We start from the raw sequence: 21,230 nt of genomic DNA on the forward strand, positions 1-21,230 counted from the left end.
CCGGGTCGGTGTCCCTGGTCGGCGGGCCGGTCGGCGTCCCTTGGCTCAGTGCAGGTTGGCGCTGGTGGCCCGGGTCATGTCGACCGCGGCCCTGACCTTCGGCAGCCCCTCGGTGTGACCACCGGAGTGCACCCGCGCCGACCAGTGGGTGTAGCGCTGCTTCAGCAGCTCCAGCCGGGCGGCGGCACCGCCGGCCAGGCAGGCGCTCACCGGGTCGCGCGGCTTGCCGGTGATGTCCCCCTGCGCGCAGCCGGCACCGTACTGCCCCTGGTTGGCCTGCGGGTCGAAGCCGGACTTGTCGTCCGCACACGCGTCCCAGTCGACCTGCTGGGCGCAACCGGAGTAGTTGACGACCGCCTGGGTGAACGCGTTGTGCAGGTGCTGGTTGCGCGACTGGTCGGCGTCGCTGCGCGGGCGGGCGTAGTCGGCGGGCAGCCCGTTGGTGCCGAAGAGCAGCCCGTTGAGGCTGTCGTCCTGCTCCAGCGCGCCCGCCCAGCCCAGCTCCGAGTACGCCTGGAGCATCCGCAGGGCGTTGGACACCGCCTTGCCCCGCTGCCAGAGCACCTGGGAGTCCGCCCAGCTGCTGCTGCTCGGCGGGTTGGGCCCGGTGCCGGCCAGCATCACCCGGTAGAAGTACTTCTGCCGGCCGGAGAGCATCGCCGCGGCCTTGGTCCGGGCGGTCGCCGCCTGCGCCGTGTCCACCGGGATGGCGGCCGACTCGAACGCCGCCCGGTAGGTGCCCCAGCGCTCGTTGAGGTACTTGCTCTCCTCGTAGCAGTAGCCGCTCGGGGTCGGCGACGTCGTGCTCCACGAGCAGAAGGTGCCGATGGGGAAGACCCGGGTGGCCCTCTGCACCTCCTGCCAGTCCCCGTTCGCCCACTTCACCCGGGACCGCACGGTGATCTGGAGGTCGCCGGTCCAGGTGTGGAAGCGCGGCCCCTCGTTCTCCTCGACGTTGACGTACTGGGCGTCGTAGCAGGAGGAGAAGGTCGGCTTCTGCCCCGGCGGCATCGCGTGGTTGGTCAGGTGGAAGGCGTTGGGCAGGTTGCCGCGCCGGAGGGTGGCGGGGATCGGGCGGCCGGGCAGGTTGCCGGTGGTGGTGCAGCCGCCGATCGACTCGTTCTCGGTGATCCGGTTGGCGGCCGGGAGTTCCTGGTCCGGGCTGCCCCACATGTCGTGCACCAGCTCAGGCTGGCCGTCGCCGTTCCACAGCACGGCCTTGCGCACCTTGTCCACCTGCGCGTTCCAGGCGACGACCGCGTTGCGGTAGTCGTCCATCAGCCTGGTGAACAGGGCGTTGGTGGTGCCGTCGGCGGCCGGGCGGCTGAACTCGCGCACCCGCTCGTTGATCGCGATGCCGGCGTCGGCGACGGCCGTGGCGCGGCCGGGGCTGACCTGGACGGCGTACGCGGGGTTCTCCAGTTGCAGGATGTTGTAGACGCGGGCGGCGGTGTTCCAGGCGGCGGGGTTGGCGACGGGGCCGGTGGTCCAGGTGCCGCCGACCGTCGCGCGGGCCCACTGCGACAGGTAGTTGATCGAGCCCTCGGGCAGGTAGAGGTCGAGCGCGCTCACCGGGTCGGCGAGGCTGGTGCCGGCCGGGACGGTGAAGGTGCCCTCCTGGGCCGCGTCGACGGTGGCGAACTTGAACGTCGGCGACTCGGCCTTCGGGTAGTACGTGTTGACGTAGTCCGGGATGGGCTGCCCGGTGATCTCCCGGTGGTGCACGTAGGTGGTGATCACCGAGTTCAGCTCGGACCGGGCGATGTTCTCCAGGGCGACGTGCGTGGCCAGGGCCATGGAGTCGATCTTGCGCTCGATGCTCTGCAGCTGGGTGGCGATCCTGCCGAGGTTGGCCCGCACCTCGTCGATCCCCTTCAGCAGCTCGTTGAGCTGGGTGATCAGGTTGGCGTACATCTCCTTGAGCGCCGACTCGATGCGGTCGAACCGCCGGTCCATGCCCTGGGCCAGCCGGTTGATCTGGTCGCGGAGCTTGCCGATCTCGGCTCGGATGGCGGCGTTCGGGTCGCCGCCGCCGGCGAACAGGCCGATCAGGCTGACCGCCGCGCCGAGGAGGTTGCCGGTCAGCACCGCCGTGCCCATCGCGGTCGCCGCCGCGCTCAGCCCCTGCCCCAGCACCGTCATCATGTAGGTGTTGATGGCGGTGACCGAGGTGACCACGGCCTTGCCGATGGTCGCCAACTGCTTGCCGAACTCGGGGTCGACGAAGCCGACCAGGGTGGACAGCACGCTGACGGTGGCGCCGAGGCCCTCGAAGACGAGCTTGTTCTCGGCGGTCTTGCGCTTCTCCGCGTCGATCACCGCCTGCTCCGGCTTCGGGTTCTCGTTGACCGGGTAGGCGGCGGAGCGGGCGATCACCTCCTCGACGCGGGTCCGGCCGCCCTCGTCCAGCACGGCCAGCGCCGCGTACGCGCGGTCCTGGGTCAACGCCTTGTAGGCGGTCGCGTCGTCGCGCTCGTCCCGGATCGCGGCCAGCGGCACGTAGTACCCCAGCGTCCCGGTGTTGCCCCCGGCCCGCGGCTCGTGGATCTTCGTGGCCAACAGGGTGTCGACGGAGGCGCGGACGGCGGTGCCGGTGCGAGCGGCGAAGGCGGTGTCCCAGCCGGCGGCGAGCGCGTCGTCGGTGGCGGCCCGGCGGTGCAGCTCCGACCAGGTCGCCCGGACGAGGTCCCGGCTGCGGGCGTTCCAGGCCGCGTCCTGGTAGCCCCCACGCACCAGGTCGAGCGTCTCCGGCACCACGTTGGCGCCCTCCGCGCCGACGGTGCTGGTCAGGTAGCCGCGCAGCGCCGGGCCGTTGGTCACCGCGCCGGCGCTGGTGGTCAGGACGAGCCGGGCCAGGACGGCCATCGCCACGGCGAACCGGGACCGCTCGTCACCGCCGCCGTCGGGCACGGTGACGTCGGCGGTCGCCCGGGTCGCCGCCACGTGTCCGGCGACCTGGACGGCGTCGGCGGCCGGGTGGGTGGTACGCCAGTCCAGCAGCTCGGCGGTGAGCAGAGCGTCCTTCAGGCCGGTCGGGCCGGGGTCGCGCAGCTGCACGACCGCCCCGAACAGCGCGCCGTGCACGGTCTGCTCGTCGAAGGACACCGGGTCGGCGGCCCGCGCAGGCGTCTGGTGCATCGTGACCGCCAGCACGGCGCTCAGTGCGGCGGCAATCCACCGCCCCCGGCCCGCCGGCCCACGTCGTCTTCCCCGGTGGCCCCCGAGGACGCCGCCGCGGCGTCCGATCGGTGTTCCAGTCGTCCTCACCACTGCTCCTCTCGCCGGGCAGGGTCCCCACCCGTCACCTGTGGACAGTGGTGGTCCTGCCGTCCCGAGAGGAAGGGACAGGTGTCCCCCGTCGGCGGGCGGTCAGCCCGGGGCGGGCGCCTCAGCCAGGGCCGCGGTTGAGCCAGCGCAGCACGTCCGGCGACAGGGTCTCCGGCTGGCGGGGGGTGGTCGTCGGCTGCGGGGCCGGGCGGCGCACCTCGCCGGCCAGCTCCCGGCTGGGCGGGGTGAAGTCGCGCACCGGCTGGCCGTCCACGGCGGCGCGGATCGTGCGGGCCACCGCGGCGATGACCTTCGCCTGCACGGCCGAGCCGACCGCGTCGCCCGGGTCGTCGGGGTTGGCGGCGATGCCGGCGACGGCGACCTGCGGGGTGAAGCCGACGAACGTCTCCGTGGCGGCCTGCTCCGAGCTGCCGGTCTTGCCGGCGACGGGACGCCCGACGATCGTGTCCACGGCGGTGGCGGTGCCGCCGTCGCACTGGCCGTAGGTGGTCTGCTGGCCGACGGGGCAGCGGGCCGCGTCGGTGGCCGCGCGGGCCACGTCGGCGTCGAGCACCCGGCGGCAGGACGGCTCGCCCACGTCGACCCGGTCGCCGTCGGCGGCGGTCACCGACACCACGGGCAACGGCGTGCAGTACGTCCCCTCGGCGGCGACTGTGGCGTAGGCGTTGGCGAGGTCGAGGGGGGTGGTGGCGGCCACGCCGAGGGTGAACGCCCCCCAGTTGGCGGCGTTGTCGCGGGCGAAGGCGGCGTCGGCCTCGGCGCGGAAGGTGATGCCGAGGCGCTGGGCCATCTCCACCACCTTCGCCGGGCCGACCTGCTCCGACAGCCACACGAAGTACGTGTTCACGGAGCGGCCGAAGCCGTCCCACATGGTGCGGTAGCCGTCCATCCACTGCGGGTTGGCGTTGGCGGGGCACCACCTGCCGCCGCAGCTCGCCGGCCCCTCGGCGGCGTACCGGGTGGGCAGCCGGCTGGGCGCGTCGAAGCCGGTGGCGAGCTGCCTGCCGTTCTCCAGCGCGGCGAGCATGGTGAACAGCTTGAACGTCGACCCCGCCTGGTAGCCGTCGACGCCACCGCCGCCGGAGATCAGCGGGTTGACGGTGTTGGGGTGGTTGGCCTGCCCGTCGGGGTTGGCGTCGAGGCTGTAGTGCCGGTTGACCGCCATGGCCAGCACCCGGCCGGTGCCGGGCTGCACGGCCGCGATGGGCAGGGCCCGCTTGTCGTCGTGCCCGTAGACGGCCGTGGCCTGCTCCTGCGCGGTCTGCTGGAGCTTCGGGTCCAGGGAGGTGACGACGGTGTAGCCGCCCCGACGCAGCGCCTGCTCCCGCTCGGCGACGGTCTCGCCGAACGCGGGCTGGGTGAGCCACCACTGGCGCAGGTAGTCGCAGAAGAAGCCCCAGTCGTCGTGGCCCTCGGCGACGGCGGTGCACCCGTTGGGCTGCTGGGTGGGGTGCAGGGTCAACCCCTCGGCCTGCGCGGCGGCGGCCTGCCCGGCGGTGATCTTGCCGGTGGCGGCCATCGCGTCGAGCACGTACGCCCGCCGGGCCAGGGCCGCGTCGGCGTCGCCGTCGATCGGGCTGTACGCGTCGGGCGACTGCACCAGGCCGGCGAGCAGGGCCGCCTCGGGCAGGGTCAGCTCGGCCGGGGACTTGGCGAAGTAGCGCTGGCTGGCCGCCGCGATGCCGTACGCGCCGGAGCCGAAGTACGCGATGTTGAGGTAGCGGTTGAGGATCTCGTCCTTGCTGAGCCGCTGTTCCAGCGCCGTGGCGTACCGGATCTCCTGGAGCTTGCGCCCGACGGTCTGCTCGGTGGCCGCGGCCTGCTCCTCGGCGGTGCGGTTCGGGTCGGTCTTGAGCACGTTGCGCACGTACTGCATGGTCAGCGTGGAGCCGCCCTGCTCGGTGCCGCCGCCGGTGACGTTGGCGACCAGGGCGCGGGCGATGCCGCGCAGGTCGGTGCCGCCGTGGGAGTAGAAGCGCCGGTCCTCGGCGGCGACGATGGCCTCGCGCATCACCGGGGCGATCTCGGCCAGCGGCACGTCGGTGCGGTTGACGTCGTAGAACGTGGTGATCAGCGTCGTGCCGTCGTTGGCGTACAGGTACGACCGCTGCGGGGTGGTCGGGGTGCGCAGCGCCTCGGGCAGCGCCGCGTAGGACCCGACGGCCGACTTCGCGGCGTAGCCGAGCAGCAGGCTGGCCGGGAGCGCGGCGGCGGCCAGGGCGAGGCCGGCGAGCAGTCCGGCGAGCAGCACGGTGAGCAGCCGCGACAGCGGCGACCGGGGTGGCGGCATGCCGCCAAGGATTGCCACGAAAGCCGCGATCCGGCCACCCCCGGCGGCGAGTTGTCGGCAAATTCACCGGCGGCCGGCGGCGTTCTGGTGGTGGATCTCCCCTGGTCGGCGGCCCTGTCCGGATCCGGGGGACGGCCGAATCGATTGACTTAGGACGATGTTAGCGCTAACAATGAGCCTGGTTGCCGGCGGGTGAGCGCAGCAACCTCCCCGAAACGGAAGGGAAGGGAAGGCCAGATGAGAGCAGCCACAGGGCCGGCCGGCACGGCACCGGCCAGGCGCGGCGCGACGGCCGTGGCCCTCGCGTTGGTCGCGGCGCTCGCGGGCGCGGCCGGGGCGGGCGCGCCCGCCGCCGCGGCCCCGGCGGCGGGCGCGACGTCGGGCGCGACGTCGGCGGAGGCCGCGGACGAGACGCCGACGGCCGCCGCCCCGAACCAGGTGGTCACCAAGCCCCCCATGGGCTGGGCGTCGTGGAACACCTTCGCCGCGAAGATCGACTACAACGTGATCAAGACGCAGGTCGACAGCCTCGTCTCCAGCGGGCTCAGGGACGCCGGCTACGAGTACGTCAACATCGACGAGGGCTGGTGGCAGGGCACCCGGGACGCCGCCGGCAACATCACCGTCGACACCACCGAGTGGCCCGGCGGGATGAAGGCCATCGCCGACTACATCCACAGCAAGGGCCTGAAGGCGGGCATCTACACCGACGCCGGCCGCGACGGCTGCGGCTACTACTACCCGACCGGCCGACCGGCCGCCCCCGGCTCCGGCAGCGAGGGGCACTACGACCAGGACTTCCTCGCGTTCTCCCAGTGGGGCTTCGACTTCGTCAAGGTCGACTGGTGCGGCGGCTCCGCCGAGGGGCTCAACCCCCGGACCACCTACCAGGCCATCAGCGACGCCATCGCCCGCGCCACCGCGCAGACCGGCCGCCCGATGGTGCTGTCGGTCTGCAACTGGGGCGTGCAGAGCCCCTGGGACTGGGCGCCCGGCATGTCCACCATGTGGCGCACCAGCGGGGACATCATCTACTACGGGCAGCAGCCGTCCATGGACCGCGTGCTGGCCAACTTCGACTCCGCCCAGCACCCCGCCGCCCAGAGCGTCGGCCACTACAACGACCCGGACATGCTGATCGCCGGCATGCCGGGCTTCAGCGCGGCACAGAACCGCACCCACCTGGGCCTGTGGGCGATCTCGGGGGCCCCGCTGCTCGCCGGCAACAACCTGGCCACCATGTCCGCCGAGACCCGGGCCATCCTCGGCAACCGCGAGGTCATCGCCATCGACCAGGACCCGCTGAGCCGGCAGGGCGTCAAGGTCGCCGAGGACTCCGCCGGGCTCCAGGTCTACAGCAAGGTGCTCGCCACCAGCGGCCAGCGGGCGGTCCTGCTGCTCAACCGCACCGGGTCGGCCGCCACCGTCACGGCCCGCTTCGCCGACCTCGGGCTGGGCGGCACCGCGGCCGTACGCAACGTGTGGACCGCCACCGACCTGGGCACCCGGACGAACAGCTACGCGGTGAGCGTCCCCGCCCGCGAGGCCGTCCTGCTCGTCGTCAGCGGCACCGAGGACACCGGCGGCGGCACCCGCACCGGGGGGCTGGTCGGCAGGCAGTCCGGCCGCTGCCTGGACGTCAACAACTTCGCCACCGCCAACGGCACCCAGGCCCAGCTCTGGGACTGCACCGGCGCGAGCAACCAGACCTGGACGTACACCTCCACGAGGCAGCTCAAGGTCTACGGCAACAAGTGCCTGGACGCGTACAACGCGGGCACCGCCAACGGCACGCGGGTGGTGATCTGGGACTGCAACGGCCAGGCCAACCAGCAGTGGACCGTCAACGCCGACGGGACGATCCGCGGCGCGCAGTCCGGCCTGTGCGTCGACGCGTCGGGGGCCGCCACCGCGAACGGCACGAAGATCGTGCTCTGGACCTGCGGCTCGGCCGACAACCAGCGGTGGAGCTGGCGCTAGCCGGCCGCCGACAGCCGGTCAGCCGGCGGCGAGCGGGCCGCCGGCCGACCCGGCCCCGGAGGCCGGGCCGCCCGCCGGCCCCAGCCCCGGCCCGGCTGCCGTCGCGACGCTGGCGCTGGCCGCGTCCCGGGCGATGGCGGCGGGCACGAGGCGGCCGGACCGGTAGCCGATGCCGATCCCCGCGACCAGCACGAAGATCGCCCCGAAGGTCTGCACCGAGCCGACCAGCGCGCCGCCGATGCCGAGCAGCGGGGCGGCGATCATCATCATCGTGCCGTCGCCGAGGCTGAACATGCCCGAGCGGGCCACCGCCCAGCCGGTGAGGAACCAGCCGGCCGTGTAGCAGGTGGCGCCGACCAGGACGAGCGTGCGGGCGGTGGTGCCGAAGACGGGGGCCTGCTCGGCCAGCCCGGCGAAGGGCAGCATGAGCACGGTGCCGGCGATGCTGGCCAGCAGGCCCGCGGCGGCCACCCGGCGGCTGCGGGTGGCGGCGAGCAGCCCGGTCAGGGCCAGCAGGGCCAGCAGGCCGAGCCAGACGGCCACCACCCAACCGACGAGGTAGAGCTGCCCGCCGTCGGCCGGGTACGGGTCGTTGCCGACGCCGCCGTCGCTGGCCATCGCGACGGCGCCGTAGAGCAGCGCGTACGCCGGCAGGAGCCAGACCGACGCGCGGCCGAAGCGGCGCAGCGACCAGGCCCAGGTGGCGTTGGTGGCGGGGGCGGCCGGGCCCGGCTCGGTGACGAACGGCAACACCCCGAATCCGCCGCCGGTGCGGCGGGTGCCGAGCGGACCGGCCGGGTCGTGCGCGCCGGGCACCGGCGGCTGGGAGAAGAACTTGTCCAGCGGATCCTTCATGCGACACCTCGCTGCGCTCGTCGGCGGGGCGGGACGCGCCGCGGCGCCCCGGTTCCTGGTCACGACCCGTCCTGTCGGACCGATCGTGTCAGGCACCGGGGCGCCGCATGAGGATTATTCGCATTTCCGTCCGCCGGGCGGGCGGGCGGCGCACCGCGCCGGGTGTCAGCCCCGTTCGCGCTGGTCGGCCGGGTCGGTCAGCAGGCTCGCCGGGGAGACCGGCTCCGGGGCCGGCAGGCCCTGGGGGGCCTTCCCGCCGGTGGCCTGCGCCTCGGCGACGCGTACCTCGTCGTGGATCTGCTGGGCGGCTGCCGCCGCCGCCTGCGCGGCCTCGGCGGCCTCGCGCTCCACGGCGCTCGCCCCGTCGGCGGCCTCCGGCGACGGCGCGTCGCCGACCATCTGGCTCAGCCCGCCCAGCGCGCCGCCCATCCCCTCCAGCGCCTTGGTCAGCTCCGCCGGGACGATCCAGACCTTGTTCGCCGTGCCGTTGGCGATCTGCGGGAGGGCCTGGAGGTATTGGTAGGCGAGCACCTTCTGGCTCGGGTTGGCCTGGTGGATCGCGTCGAAGACCGTGCGGATCGCCTTCGCCTGGCCCTCCGCCTGCAGGATGCGGGCCTGCCGGTCACCGTCGGCGCGCAGCACGGCGGCCTGCTTCTCGCCCTCGGCCGTGAGGATCTGCGACTGCTTGTGCCCCTCGGCGTTCAGGATCGCCGCCCGGCGGTCCCGCTCGGCGCGCATCTGCTTCTCCATCGAGTCGCGGATGCTCGGCGGCGGCTCGATCGCCTTGATCTCCACCCGGGTGACCTTGATGCCCCACCGGCCGGTCGTCTCGTCCAGCACGCCCGACAGGTGCCGGTTGATCTCCTCCCGGCTGGTCAGCGCCCGCTCCAGGTCCAGCGAGCCGATCACGTTACGCAGCGTCGTGACGGTGAGCTGCTCGATGGCCTGGAGGAAGTTCGAGATCTCGTACGTGGCCCGGACCGAGTCGACGACCTTGAAGTAGAGCACCGTGTCGATCGAGACCACCAGGTTGTCCGAGGTGATCACCGGCTGGGGCGGGAAGCTGACCACCTGCTCACGCATGTCGACCTTGGTGCGCACCGCGTCGATGAACGGCACCAGCAGGTTCAGGCCCGGGTTGAGGGTGCGCTTGTACCTGCCGAGCCGCTCCACCACGTCCTGGCGCTGCTGCGGCACGATCCGCACCGCCTTGATCAGGGTCACCATGGCGATCAACGCCACGGCGATCAACAGCACCGACACAAACTCCATACCCTTCACCCTCTCGCTTCGGGCAGCTCGCCCGAGGTGGAAACGTCGTCATCCCACACCAGGGCCGTCGCGCCCTGGACCTTGATCACCCGTACCCGCCGACCGGGGTCGAAGCTCTGCGTCGCGTCGTACGACCGGGCGCTCCACAGCTCGCCGTCGATCTTGACGAGGCCCTGCTCGGCGTCGACCCGTTCCAGCACCAGCGCGGTGGAGCCCTCGATCGCCGCCAGGCCGATCGGCTCGGCGCCGTCGGACGTGGAGCGGGCGTGCCGGCGGATCGCCGGCCGCGCCACCGCCACCGTGAGCGCGGAGACCACCGCGAAGACCACGGCCTGCACGGCGGTCGGGGCGCCCAGGGCCGCCGCGCCCGCGGCGGCGAACGCGCCGACCGCGAACATGATCAGGAACAGCGTCGTCGTGAAGATCTCGGCGACCGCCAACACCACACCCAGTACGACCCAGAACACCGCGTCCACCCCCCAAGGGTGACACGTCAAAGCACGCGCGGCCCGTCGGCAAGATCAGTAGGCTCGGCGGGACCGCCCCCGCGAAGGCCGGCGGAACCACCCCGAGAGCAGGAGGAACCCGTGTCGCTGCCGCCCGAGACCGCCCGCCGCGTCGACGCCCGGGTCGCCCGCGCCCAGTCCGAGGGGCGCGCCCCCTCGCTCGTGCTCGGCGTGGTGCGCGACGGTGAGCTGACCCACGTCGCCGCCGCCGGGGAGCGCCCCCGCCCCGACGCCGACCGGCAGTACCGGCTCGGCTCGATCACCAAGACCATGACCGCCGTGCTGATCATGCAGCAGCGCGACGCGGGCGCGCTCTCCCTCGACGACCCCCTGGAGCGGCACCTGCCGGGCACCGGCGTCGGCCAGCTCACCCTGCGCCAGCTCCTCGGCCACGCCAGCGGCCTGCAACGCGAGCCCGAAGGGCCGTGGTGGGAACGGGTCGACGTCGGCGACCTGGCGGCCGTGCTGGCCGGGGTCGACGGGCGCAAGATCGCGTACCCGCCGCACCGGGTCTACCACTACTCCAACCTGGCGTACGGGCTGCTCGGCGGGGCGCTGGAGGCCGTCACCGGCACGCCCTGGCGCGACCTGCTGCGGGCGCGGCTGCTGGAGCCGCTGGGCATGACCCGCACCACCTACGACCCCGTCGAGCCGTTCGCCCGGGGGTACGTGGTGCACCCGTGGCACGACACGCTGCGCGAGGAGCCGCGCACCGACACCGGGGCGATGGCGCCGGCCGGGCAGCTCTGGTCCACCGTCACCGACCTCGGCCGCTGGGCGGCGTTCCTGGCCGACCCCGACCCGGCGCTGCTGCGCCCGGACACGCTCACCGAGATGTGCACGACCGTGACGATGAGCGACCCGCAGGGCTGGACCGCCGGGCACGGCCTCGGGCTGGAGCTGTACCGCGTCGGCGAACGGGTGCACGTCGGGCACGGCGGCTCCATGCCCGGGTACGTCGCCGCGCTGGCCGTGCACCGGCCCACCCGCACCGCCGTCGTCGGCTTCGCCAACTCGTACGGGCTGCGCGTCGGCCACCTCGGCGCGCTCGCCCGGGAGGTGCTCACCACCGTGCTCGACGCGCTGCCCGAGCCCGTCGCGGCGTGGCTGCCCGCCGACGCCCCGCCCCCGGCCGACGTGGCGGAGCTGACCGGCCGCTGGTGGTGGATGGGCGGGGAGTTCGAGTTCCGCGCCGACCCGGCCACCGGCGACCTGTGGGCCAGCCCGCCGGAGAACGAGCCGGTGCTGCGGTTCACCCCGGAGGGGCCGGACCGCTGGCGGGGCCGCTCGGGCGAGCAGGACGGCGAGGTGCTCACCGTGGTCCGCGACGGCGCGGGGCGGCCGGTCGCCCTCGACGTGGCCACGTTCCTGCTGACCCGCACCCCCGACGAGGAGCCCTGACCCTCCGACGAGGAGCCCTGACCCGGCCTCACGCCGAGGGTTCGGTGACGAAGTCGATCAGCCGTTCCATCGCGTTGATCAGCGGGGTCTCCACGTCGGCGAAGCTGTCCACCCGGGACAGGACGCGCCGCCACATGTCGGCCGGCGACGCCACCCCGAGGGCGGCGCAGACCCCCTCCTTCCACGGCCGCCCCGGCGGCACCACCGGCCACGCCGCGATGCCCAGCGCGGCCGGCTTCACCGCCTGCCACACGTCGACGTACGGATGCCCGGTGACCAGCACGTGCGCAGACGTCACCCCGGCCACGATCCGGCTCTCCTTGGAGCCGGGCACCAGGTGGTCGACGAGCACCCCGAGCCGCCGGGTGGGCCCCGGCCCGAAGCCGCGGATCCGCGCGTCGAGGTCGTCGATGCCGTCCAGCGGCTCCACCACCACGCCCTCGATCCGCAGGTCGTCGCCCCAGATCCGCTCTACCAGGGCGGCGTCGTGCACGCCCTCGACCCAGATCCGGCTGGCCTTGGCGACCTGCGCCCGCACGCCGTCGACGGCGATCGAGCCCGACGCGGTGCGCCGCCGCGCGGCCGGCACCGGCGACCGGGCCGGGCGGCGCAGCGTCACCGGCTCGCCGTCGAGGAGGAACGCCGCCGGCAGCAGCGGGAAGTTGCGCCGCCGGCCGTGCCGGTCCTCCAGCACCACCGCGCCGGACTCGAAGCCGACCACCGCCCCACAGAACCCGGAGTCGGCGTCCTCGACCACGAGATCGGCCTCCGCGTCCACCTCGGGCACGACCCGGCGTCGCCGCCAGTCGCCCGCCAACACGTCCTCGCCGTAGCGCCCTGCCATGCCCGCCACGCTAACTCCCGCCCCGCCCGTCGGCGCGGCAGCCGCGCCGATCATGGGAGTGGGTGCGCCGAGCAGAGGAGTGGGCAGGGAAACCGGACGGACGCGACGGCGGCGGGACGCGCCGGGCGGTAGCGGGTAGGCGGGGGCAGCCGACGCCGGACGAGCGGCAGTCGAGACAGGGACGGCGCGCACCACGTACCCTCTCTTGCATGTCCTCCCCCGCAACGGGCGCGGTCAAGGTTGCGCCGCGCCGGTCGAGCCGGTTCGTTGCCTGGGTACGCGCGTGGCGCGCCGGGCTCGTGCCGTACGACGAGGTCGCCGAGGAGATCGCCGGCGACGAGGAGCACCTCGTCGCCGACGCCCCGGGCACCTGGACCGACGTCCCGCTGCGCGACGCGCTGCCCGCCCTGGCGAAGCTCTCGCCGGACGAGATCCGGCTGGTGCTGCCCGTGCCCGGCGACCCCCGGGGGCTGCCCGGGCCGGGCGACTTCAGCGGCGCGGCGCTGCTCACCGGCGAGGCGGTCGTCGCCGGGGGGATCGGGGTGATCCCGGAGGTCCGCACGCACACCTCCGGCTCGGGGATGACGTGGGAGACGGTGCTGTGGCGGTGCTACCCGCTGCCCGCCGACGCACCGGCCGCGTCGCTCGGCTCGCCCGGGGCCGCCGAGGCGGAGGCGGAGCTGGCCACCGCGCTCGCCGAGACCACCGCCGCGCTGACCCGGCTCGACGTCGCGCAGTGGCGGCCGGAGCTGGCCGGCGCGCTGGAGGCGCTGCGCCGCCCCGACGGCACCACCGACCTGCCACCGGGCTTCGACCCGCGGGCGCGCCGGCTGTTCGCCCGCGCCGCCGTGCTCGACCGGGTGCTGGCGCTGGCCGGGCACAGCGCGCCCGGCGGGGCGGTCAACAACCACGAGGCCCAGCAGCGCGACGCGGCGCTGCGCCCGCTCACCACGGCCTGCCGGCAGGCCCTCGTCGCCGCCTGCAACGCCCCGCTGCGCCCCTGACCGGTCCCGCCCCTGACCGCCCCGGGACCCGGGCGGGGACCGGCCCGGGCGGGATCAGATCTCGTCCATCAGGTCCGCCACCGAGCCGACGATCCGCGACGGCCGGTACGGATACCGCTCCGCCTCCGTGCGGGTGCTGATCCCGGTCAGCACGAGGATCGTCTCCAGCCCCGCCTCCAGGCCGCACAGGACGTCGGTGTCCATCCGGTCGCCGATCATCGCGGTCGACTCGGAGTGCGCGTTGATCGTGTTCAGCGCCGACCGCATCATCATCGGGTTCGGCTTGCCGACGAAGTACGGCTCGACCCCGGTCGCCTTCGAGATCATCGCCGCGACCGAGCCGGCCGCCGGCAGCGCCCCCTCCACCGACGGGCCGGTCACGTCCGGGTTGGTGCAGATGAACCGGGCCCCGTCGTTGATCAGGCGGACCGCCTTGGTGATCGCCTCGAAGCTGTACGTGCGGGTCTCCCCCAGCACCACGTAGTCCGGGGCGAAGTCGGTAAGCACGTACCCGACCGCGTGCAGGGCCGTCGTCAGCCCGGCCTCCCCGATCGCGTACGCGGTGCCGCCCGGCCGCTGGTCGGCGAGGAACTGGGCGGTGGCCAGCGCCGCCGTCCACAGCGCGTGCTCGGGCACCTCGAAGCCCATCCGGGTCAGCCGGGCCTGGAGGTCGCGCGGCGTGTAGATCGAGTTGTTGGTCAGGATCAGGAACGGCTTGCCGGAGGAGCGCAGCTTGTTGATGAACTCCGGCGCGCCGGGCACCGGCTGGCCCTCGTGCACCAGCACGCCGTCCATGTCTGTCAGCCAGCTCTGCACCGGCTTGCGTTCGTACATTCGTCGTCCCAGGGGGTGTCGGGTGGCGGGGCAGGACCGGGCGGACCCGGGGTCAGGGGCGGCGGGCCGGCACGCAGCACACCGTCGGGCAGGTGTCCCACAGCGGCAGCTCGCCGAGGCGGCGGCGCAGCCGCTCGCCGCCGGGCTCCGTGCGCTCGGCGACCAGCTCGCGCACCATCGCCACGAAGCGCGGGTCGGTGCCCGGGGTGCCGGCCCGGGCGAACTCCAGACCGAGCCGCTTGGCGGTCTCCAGCGCCTCGGTGTCGAGGTCCCAGACCACCTCCAGGTGGTCGGAGACGAACCCGATCGGGCTCACCACCACCCCGGTGGTCCCGGCCTCGGCGAGGGCCGCGAGGTGGTCGTTGACGTCCGGCTCCAGCCACGGTACGTGCGGCGGGCCCGACCGGCTCTGCCACACCAGGTCGTACGGCAGGTCGGGCGCGGCGGACGCGTGCACCAGGCGGGCGGTCTCGGCGAGCTGCGCCTCGTACCGGCCGCCGTGCGGGCCGGCGTTCGCCGCCGCGGAGGTGGGGATCGAGTGGGCGGTGAACACCAGCCGGGTGGTGGCCCGCCGCGCCGGGTCGAGCTGGCCCAGCGCCGCGCGCACCGCGTCGGCGTGCGGCTCGACGAAGCCGGGATGATCCCAGAACTGGCGCAGCTTCTCGATCACCGGGGCATCCGGGCCGACGGCCGCCCGGGCGGCGGCGATGTCCTCCTGGTATTGCCGGCAGGACGAGTAGCCGCCGTACGCGCTGGTCACGAACGCCAGGGCCCGGGTGACGCCGTCGTCGCGCATCCGCGCCACGGTGTCGGCGAGCATCGGGTCCCAGTTGCGGTTGCCCCAGTAGACGGGCAGGTCGACGCGGTGCTCGGCGAAGTCCGCCCGGATCGCCGCGAGCAGGTCCCGGCACTGCTGGTTGATCGGGGAGACCCCGCCGAAGTGCAGGTAGTGCTCGGCGACCTCCGCCAGCCGCTGCGGGGGCACGCCCCGGCCCCGCGTCACGTTCTGGAGGAAGGGCAGCACGTCCTCGGGCCGCTCGGGTCCGCCGAAGGAGACCAGCACCAGCGCGTCGTACACCATGGGGCCATTCTTCCCCGCGCCCGGCTGCGGCCCTGCTCCCGGGGGGTGACGGTTAGGAAGGGGCCCCTGCTATGCAGAATGCGTTAACAGGGGGCCCTTCCTTGCGCCTCAGGCGCCGAGGGCGTGGTAGCCGCCGTCGACGTGGACGATCTCGCCGGTGGTCGCCGGGAACCAGTCCGACAGCAGGGCCAGGCAGGCGCGCGCCGCCGGCTCCTGGTCGGTGAGGTCCCAGCCCAGCGGCGCCCGCTCGGACCAGGCGTCCTCGAACTGGACGAAGCCGGGGATCGACTTCGCGGCCATGGTGCGCAGCGGCCCGGCGGCGACCAGGTTGCTGCGGATGCCCTGCTTGCCCAGGTGCAGCGCCAGGTAGCGCGACGCCGACTCCAGCCCGGCCTTGGCCACGCCCATCCAGTCGTAGACCGGCCACGCCTTGGTGGCGTCGAAGGTGAGCCCGACCACCGCGCCGCCCGGCGACATCAGCGGCAGCGCCGCCATGGCCAGCGACTTGTAGGAGTACGTCGAGACGTGCAGGGCGGTGGCCACGTCCTCCCACGGTGCGTCGAGGAAGCCGCCGCCGAGGCAGCTCTGCGGCGCGAACCCGATGGAGTGCACCACCCCGTCGAGGCCGTCGACGTGCTCCCGGACCTTGTCGGCCAGGCCGGCGAGGTGCTCGGTGTTGGTCACGTCCAGCTCGATCACCGGGGCCGGCTCGGGCAGCCGCCGGGCGATCCGCTCGACCAGGGAGAGCCGGCCGAAGCCGGTGAGCACGACCTGCGCGCCGTTCTCCTGGGCGAGCTTCGCCACGGAGAAGGCGATCGAGGCGTCGGTGATGACGCCGGTGACCAGCAGCCGCTTACCGGCCAGCAGTCCGGACATGTGCAAGTTCCTCCGTTGGGATTCGTGCGGTGGGCGCGGTGGCGGCGTCGACGACCCGTGCGGGGCCGGTCAGTGGCCCATGCCGAGGCCGCCGTCGACCGGGATCACGGCGCCGGTGACGTAGCCGGCGGCGTCCGAGGCCAGCCAGGTGACCACCGCCGCCACCTCCTCGGGCGCGGCGAGCCGGCCGGCCGGGATGGCCTTCACGTACTCCGCCCGGCGCTCCTCGGGCAGGGCGGCGGTCATGTCGGTGTCGATGAAGCCGGGCGCGACGACGTTGGCGGTGATGTTGCGCCCGCCCAGCTCCCGGGTGATCGAGCGGGCCACGCCGACCAGGCCGGCCTTGCTCGCCGCGTAGTTGACCTGCCCGGGGCCGCCGTAGAGGCCGACGACCGAGGAGATGAAGATCATGCGGCCCCACCGGGCCCGCAGCATCTTCTTGGACGCCCGGCTGGCGCAGCGGAACGCGCCGGTGAGGTTGGTGTCCAGCACCCGGGTGAACTGCTCCTCCGACATCCGCATGATCAGCGTGTCGTCGGTGATGCCGGCGTTGGCAACCAGCACCTCCACCGGGCCCAGCTCGGCCTCGACGGCGGTGAAGGCGGCGTCGACGGAGGCGGAGTCGGTCACGTCGCAGACGACGCCGAACAGCCCCTCGGGCGCGTCGCCGCTGCGGTGCGTGATCGCCACCCGGTCACCCTGCTTGGCGAACGCCTGCGCGATGGCCAGGCCGATCCCCCGGTTGCCGCCGGTCACCAGCACGGTACGGGCCACGGGTCCCCCTCTTGCTCAGCTGATCCACGTCGGTCCGGAGCCTAGGCGTTACCGGCAGGTAAGCGCTAACGCACCCCCGCGCCACGCGGACCTGGCGCAAGGAAGGGCCCCCTGTTAACGCTTTCGGCGGTAAAAGGTGCCCCTGTTAACAGCGGCGGGCCGCGCGACGGCCACAACCCTTGCGTGGCACCGGGTTGCGGGGCTCACCGCCCGTCCGGCCGAGTGTGGGCCGCGCCGTGACCGCATGTACGATGACTCGCGTTCCGGGCCAGGCCGACCGCAGGAGGTGATCGCTGTGCGAGATAGCGATCCTCCGAGTCGTGGCCGGGCCGAACGTCAGCCCCGCTGAGTCACGACTCAGCAGGTGAGCTGACCAGCTCCGCTCCTTCCGCACCGCCCGCCCCTCGGCCCTCGGCCAAAGGTGGCGACCGGGCAGCGCCGTCCGCTCGGGACGGGGAGGGGGCACCCGGTCACGACTTCGTGTGCGCGCCCCGTCTTCCCTCGCGGTCACCACGCCAGCGTGGACCGTCCAGTCGCCACCGGAGCCTTCCCATGAGCCGTTACGTCGCCCCGCTGGGCTTCACCCTCGCCGCCGTCTGGGTGGCCGTCGTCTTCGTGCTGGCGAGCGCCGGCCACTGATCAGACCAGCCGGGACGTCCAGAGCAGGCTGGTGGCGCCCGCGCACAGGGCCAGCAGCAGGGCGATCCCCGCGTACCACTGGGTGATCTCGCGCGGCTCGGTGCGGAACCCGATCGAGCTGCCCATGTCCTGGTAGACCTGCTTCAGCTCGCTGACCGAGGCGGCCTCGTAGAAGTAGCCGTCGGTCGTCTCGGCCAGCTCGGCCAGCGCCATCCGGTCCACCGGCACCCGCTGCAACTGGCCGCCGATGTCGACCTGCCCGTCGTCGGTGCCGAAGGCGATGGTGGAGACCGGCACGTTGGCCGCCTGCGCGGCGGCAGCCGCCTCCTCCACCGACCGCCCGGAGGTGCGGAACCCGTCGGAGAGCAGCACGATCCGGGCCGGCGGAATCCCCGCCGCGCCGTCGGCCGGCACCGACCGGATCGCCTCCAGGCAGGTGAAGACCGCCTCGCCGGTCGCGGTCGCCTCGGCCAGGACCAGCCCGTCGATCGCGGCGGTCACCGCGTCCCGGTCCTTCGTCGGTGGCACCAGCACGTTCGCCGCCTTCGCAAACGAGACGAGACCGAGGTTGTAGGTCTGCGGCAGCTCGCCGACGAACTGCTTGGCCGCCTCCTGGGCGGCCTCCAGCCGGTTCGGCGCGACGTCGTCGGCCTGCATGGACAGCGACACGTCGATCGCCAGCATGACGGTGGCCCGCTCCAGCGGCTCCCTCGTGTCGATCGCCGGCCGGGCCAGCGCCGTGGACAGCACCAGCAGGCAGAGCAGGAACGCCACCGCCGGCACGTGCCGCCGCCAGCCCAGCCCCCTGGGCGCGAGGGTGCGCAGCAGGTCCACGTTGGTGAACCGCATCGCGTACGCCCGGCGGCGGCGCTGCCGCCACACGTACAGGGCGGCGAGGGCGAGCGCCGGCAGCACTGCCAGCAGCCACCACGGTTGCAGAAAACGGATCATCGTGTCGTCCCCCGGGTGCGGGCGTGCCGCTGCGCGGCGACGAAGCGCACCATGTCGAGCAGCCAGTCGGTGTCGGTACGAAGTCGCAGGTGGGCCGCGCCGGCCCCGCGCAGCTGCGCGGAGATCTCCGCCCGCTGGGCGGCGGCGGCCTCGGCGTACCGGCGGCGCAGCCGGGGGTCGGCGGTCTGCACCTCGTGCAGCTCGCCGGTCTCCGGGTCGACCACCGGCAGCACCCCCACGTCGGGCAGCTCCAGCTCGCGCGGGTCGACCACCTCGATCGCCAGCACGTCGTGCCGGACCCGCAGCTTGCGCAGGGGCCGCGCCCACTGCTGCGGCGGCGCGAGGAAGTCGGAGATCACCACCGCGACGCCGCGGCGGCGGGGCGGCCGGTTCAGCGCGTCGACCAGCGCGCCCAGGTCGCTGCGCCCGGGCCGAATCTCGGTGCCGGCGATCGCCCGCAGCAGGCCCTGCGTCTCCCGACGCCCGCCCCGGGCGGGCAGCCGCACGAGCCGCCCCGGCCCGGGCGGGGGCGTCGCGCCGCGTCGGCGGCCGGGCGGGGCCTGCGGGTCCGGGCCGCTGCCGACCACCGCCCCGATCCGGTTGCCGCCGCGCACCGTCAGGTGGGCCAGCGCGGCGGCGGCGGCCACCACGACGTCCCGCTTGAGCCACCGGCCGGTGCCGAAGTCGAGGCTCGCCGAGAGGTCCACCGCGAGCCACGTCTCCAGCTCCCGGTCGGCCACCGTGCGCCGCACGTGCGGCATCGTCGTGCGGGCGGTCACCGGCCAGTCCATCCGGCGTACGTCGTCGCCGGGGCGGTATTCGCGCGACTCCCCCGCCTCGCTGCCGGGGCCGGGCAGCAGGCCGGCGTAGTCGCCCTGGAGCAGGCCGTCGAGCTTGCGGGTGACCAGCAGCTGGAGCCGGGACAGCACCGCCTCGCTGCGGGGCGCGGCGGCGGGCGAGACCGGGGTCCGCGTACCCGATGAGGGGTGGGGGTCGGACGGGGTCACGGCCGCTGCCCGGGCCACCCGGCGGCGGCCGGCGGCGCGCCGCCGGGGGTGGCCTGCTGGCGCGGGGCCACCGACGGCAGCGGGATGGTCGACATCACCCGGTGCACGACGTGGTCGGCCGGCACGTCGTCGGCGAGCGCGTCGTAGCTGAGCACCAGCCGGTGGCGCAGGATGTCCGGCGCGATGTCCTGCACGTCCTGCGGCAGGGCGTAGTCCCGGCCGCGCAGCAGCGCCAGCGCCCGGGTCGCCCGGACCAGGCCGAGCGAGGCGCGGGGGCTGGCGCCGTACTGGATCAGTTGCGCGACGTCGGGCATGCCGTGCTCCGCGGGGGTACGCGTGGCCAGCACCAGCCGCACCGCGTAGTCGACAAGCGCGTTGTGCACGAAGACCTGGTCGGCCTTGCGTTGCAGGGCGATCAGGTCGGCGGTGTCGAAGACCCGCGCCGGCTCCGGTGGCGTCACGCCCATCCGGTAGACGATCTCCCGCTCCTCGGCGTCGGTCGGGTAACCGACGACGATCTTCATGAGGAAGCGGTCCCGCTGCGCCTCGGGCAGCGGGTAGACGCCCTCCTGCTCGATCGGGTTCTGCGTGGCCATCACGAGGAACGGGTCGGGCACCCGGTGGGTCTGCCCGCCGATGGACACCTGCCGTTCGCTCATGACCTCCAGCAGGGCGGACTGCACCTTCGCCGGGGCGCGGTTGATCTCGTCGGCGAGCAGGAAGTTGACGAAGACCGGCCCCAGCTCGACGTCGAACTTCTCGCTGGACTGGCGGTAGATCCGGGTGCCCATGATGTCGGCGGGGACCAGGTCCGGGGTGAACTGCACCCGGGCGAAGGACCCGCCGACCACCCGGGCGAGGGTCTCCACGGCCAGGGTCTTCGCCACCCCGGGGACCCCCTCCAGCAGGCAGTGGCCCCGGGCGAGCAGCGCCACGAACATCCGCTCGACCATCCGGTCCTGCCCGACGATCACCCGCTTGATCTCGAACAGCGCCTTCTCCAGCAGCGTCGCGTCCTGCGCGGGTGTGCTCGGCGGGGCGGCGGTGGGCGGGGGCGGCTGCGGCGCGCTGCCGTTCGGCGTCGGGGCGTCGGGCGTGGTCGGCTGGGCCACCGGTCCTCCACAGCATGATCGATCGTCGCGGCGTGGTGCGTGGTGCGTATCAAGACTCGCATGCCCGGCTGAGTGCCGCGGCGGGGAGAACCCGTTTTTCGCCACGCCCTCTCGGCGGTTCCGAATCGCCGGTCACGGGTTTACAGCAGGGGGTCCGGCGTGTGTACCATTCACCCCGTCGCCGGGCGGCTCCCCCCGTGGTCGCCCGGCGCTCATCCCCCGCCCGGCGTTGGTTCTTCGCCCCGCGCTCCTAGACTGGCCCGGATGAGCATCCCCCCTTCCACCGGCGACGCGCCCATCTGTTCGGCGCGGGGTTGCCGCGCCCCGGCGGAGTGGGCGTTGCGCTGGAACAATCCCCGCCTGCACACCGCCGACCGGCGCAAGACCTGGCTCGCCTGCGCCGGCCACCGCGCCTCGCTCGGCGACTTCCTCGACGCACGGGGCTTCCTGCGGGAGGTCGCGCCGCTGGCCGGATCGCCTACGCTCGACGGGTGAACGCGCGCAGCGGACGTCCCC

Annotated in this window: 17 protein-coding genes; 4 read left to right on the forward strand and 13 right to left on the reverse strand. The window is 73.9% G+C overall.

Annotated elements, in window-relative coordinates:
• Positions 1-45 precede the first annotated feature (45 nt).
• Both ACFYWL_RS22325 and ACFYWL_RS22330 read right to left on the reverse strand, forming a co-directional pair.
• Positions 46-3,138: a hypothetical protein gene (locus tag ACFYWL_RS22325; protein WP_386975611.1), complete on the reverse strand. Its 3,093-nt coding sequence runs from the start codon at positions 3,136-3,138 to the stop codon at positions 46-48.
• A 250-nt stretch (positions 3,139-3,388) separates the two neighbouring features.
• Complete coding sequence (locus tag ACFYWL_RS22330) at positions 3,389-5,578, reverse strand: transglycosylase domain-containing protein (RefSeq protein ID WP_386975613.1); 2,190 nt, start codon at positions 5,576-5,578, stop codon at positions 3,389-3,391.
• Positions 5,579-5,815: 237 nt separating this feature from the next.
• Between ACFYWL_RS22330 and ACFYWL_RS22335 the strand changes: the two genes are divergently transcribed.
• Entirely contained in the window at positions 5,816-7,558 is a 1,743-nt protein-coding gene (locus ACFYWL_RS22335) for a glycoside hydrolase family 27 protein (RefSeq protein ID WP_386975615.1), read from the forward strand.
• Positions 7,559-7,576: 18 nt separating this feature from the next.
• On the opposite strand, the gene ACFYWL_RS22340 is transcribed toward ACFYWL_RS22335, so the two are convergent.
• The 3 genes from ACFYWL_RS22340 to ACFYWL_RS22350 form a co-directional block, all read right to left on the reverse strand.
• Entirely contained in the window at positions 7,577-8,413 is an 837-nt protein-coding gene (locus ACFYWL_RS22340) for a hypothetical protein (RefSeq protein ID WP_386975617.1), read from the reverse strand.
• Positions 8,414-8,578: 165 nt separating this feature from the next.
• Complete coding sequence (locus ACFYWL_RS22345; protein WP_386975619.1) at positions 8,579-9,685, reverse strand: SPFH domain-containing protein; 1,107 nt, start codon at positions 9,683-9,685, stop codon at positions 8,579-8,581.
• 5 nt (positions 9,686-9,690) lie between these two features.
• Positions 9,691-10,161, reverse strand: coding sequence for an NfeD family protein (locus ACFYWL_RS22350; protein WP_077939230.1), 471 nt, complete (start codon positions 10,159-10,161; stop codon positions 9,691-9,693).
• Positions 10,162-10,272: 111 nt separating this feature from the next.
• On the opposite strand from ACFYWL_RS22350, the gene ACFYWL_RS22355 reads away from it, so the two are divergent.
• Entirely contained in the window at positions 10,273-11,592 is a 1,320-nt protein-coding gene (locus ACFYWL_RS22355; RefSeq protein ID WP_386975621.1) for a serine hydrolase domain-containing protein, read from the forward strand.
• A gap of 28 nt (positions 11,593-11,620) precedes the next feature.
• Here ACFYWL_RS22355 and ACFYWL_RS22360 read toward each other — a convergent pair whose 3' ends face one another.
• Positions 11,621-12,436 (reverse strand): DUF3097 domain-containing protein, encoded by an 816-nt coding sequence (locus ACFYWL_RS22360; protein ID WP_386975623.1) that lies wholly within the window; start codon positions 12,434-12,436, stop codon positions 11,621-11,623.
• Between the two features lie 209 nt (positions 12,437-12,645).
• Here ACFYWL_RS22360 and ACFYWL_RS22365 point away from each other — a divergent pair, with 209 nt between their 5' ends.
• Positions 12,646-13,440: a hypothetical protein gene (locus ACFYWL_RS22365; RefSeq protein WP_386975625.1), complete on the forward strand. Its 795-nt coding sequence runs from the start codon at positions 12,646-12,648 to the stop codon at positions 13,438-13,440.
• 54 nt (positions 13,441-13,494) lie between these two features.
• On the opposite strand, the gene ACFYWL_RS22370 is transcribed toward ACFYWL_RS22365, so the two are convergent.
• The 7 genes from ACFYWL_RS22370 to ACFYWL_RS22400 form a co-directional block, all read right to left on the reverse strand.
• Positions 13,495-14,274 carry an HAD-IIA family hydrolase gene (locus ACFYWL_RS22370; RefSeq protein ID WP_386975627.1) on the reverse strand — a complete coding sequence of 260 codons (780 nt, stop codon included), beginning with the start codon at positions 14,272-14,274 and terminating at the stop codon, positions 13,495-13,497.
• Positions 14,275-14,326: 52 nt separating this feature from the next.
• Complete coding sequence (locus ACFYWL_RS22375; RefSeq protein WP_386975629.1) at positions 14,327-15,355, reverse strand: ferrochelatase; 1,029 nt, start codon at positions 15,353-15,355, stop codon at positions 14,327-14,329.
• A 108-nt stretch (positions 15,356-15,463) separates the two neighbouring features.
• Positions 15,464-16,231 carry an enoyl-ACP reductase FabI gene (fabI, locus tag ACFYWL_RS22380; RefSeq protein ID WP_386975631.1) on the reverse strand — a complete coding sequence of 256 codons (768 nt, stop codon included), beginning with the start codon at positions 16,229-16,231 and terminating at the stop codon, positions 15,464-15,466.
• A gap of 69 nt (positions 16,232-16,300) precedes the next feature.
• Positions 16,301-17,005: a beta-ketoacyl-ACP reductase gene (gene fabG / locus ACFYWL_RS22385; RefSeq protein WP_043967618.1), complete on the reverse strand. Its 705-nt coding sequence runs from the start codon at positions 17,003-17,005 to the stop codon at positions 16,301-16,303.
• A 639-nt stretch (positions 17,006-17,644) separates the two neighbouring features.
• Positions 17,645-18,595: a VWA domain-containing protein gene (locus tag ACFYWL_RS22390; RefSeq protein ID WP_386975633.1), complete on the reverse strand. Its 951-nt coding sequence runs from the start codon at positions 18,593-18,595 to the stop codon at positions 17,645-17,647.
• On the reverse strand, positions 18,592-19,620 hold the full coding sequence (locus ACFYWL_RS22395) for a DUF58 domain-containing protein (protein WP_386975635.1): 1,029 nt from the start codon (positions 19,618-19,620) through the stop codon (positions 18,592-18,594). The genes ACFYWL_RS22390 and ACFYWL_RS22395 overlap by 4 nt, the downstream gene beginning before the upstream one ends.
• Positions 19,599-20,714 (reverse strand): AAA family ATPase, encoded by a 1,116-nt coding sequence (locus tag ACFYWL_RS22400; RefSeq protein WP_386975637.1) that lies wholly within the window; start codon positions 20,712-20,714, stop codon positions 19,599-19,601. The genes ACFYWL_RS22395 and ACFYWL_RS22400 overlap by 22 nt, the downstream gene beginning before the upstream one ends.
• 264 nt (positions 20,715-20,978) lie before the next feature.
• Here ACFYWL_RS22400 and ACFYWL_RS22405 point away from each other — a divergent pair, with 264 nt between their 5' ends.
• Positions 20,979-21,209: a hypothetical protein gene (locus tag ACFYWL_RS22405; protein ID WP_386975639.1), complete on the forward strand. Its 231-nt coding sequence runs from the start codon at positions 20,979-20,981 to the stop codon at positions 21,207-21,209.
• The last annotated feature ends 21 nt before the right edge of the window (positions 21,210-21,230 follow it).

The sequence above is a fragment of the Micromonospora sp. NPDC002575 genome (assembly GCF_042889525.1).
GTDB classification, from domain to species: Bacteria; Actinomycetota; Actinomycetes; order Mycobacteriales; family Micromonosporaceae; genus Micromonospora; species Micromonospora carbonacea.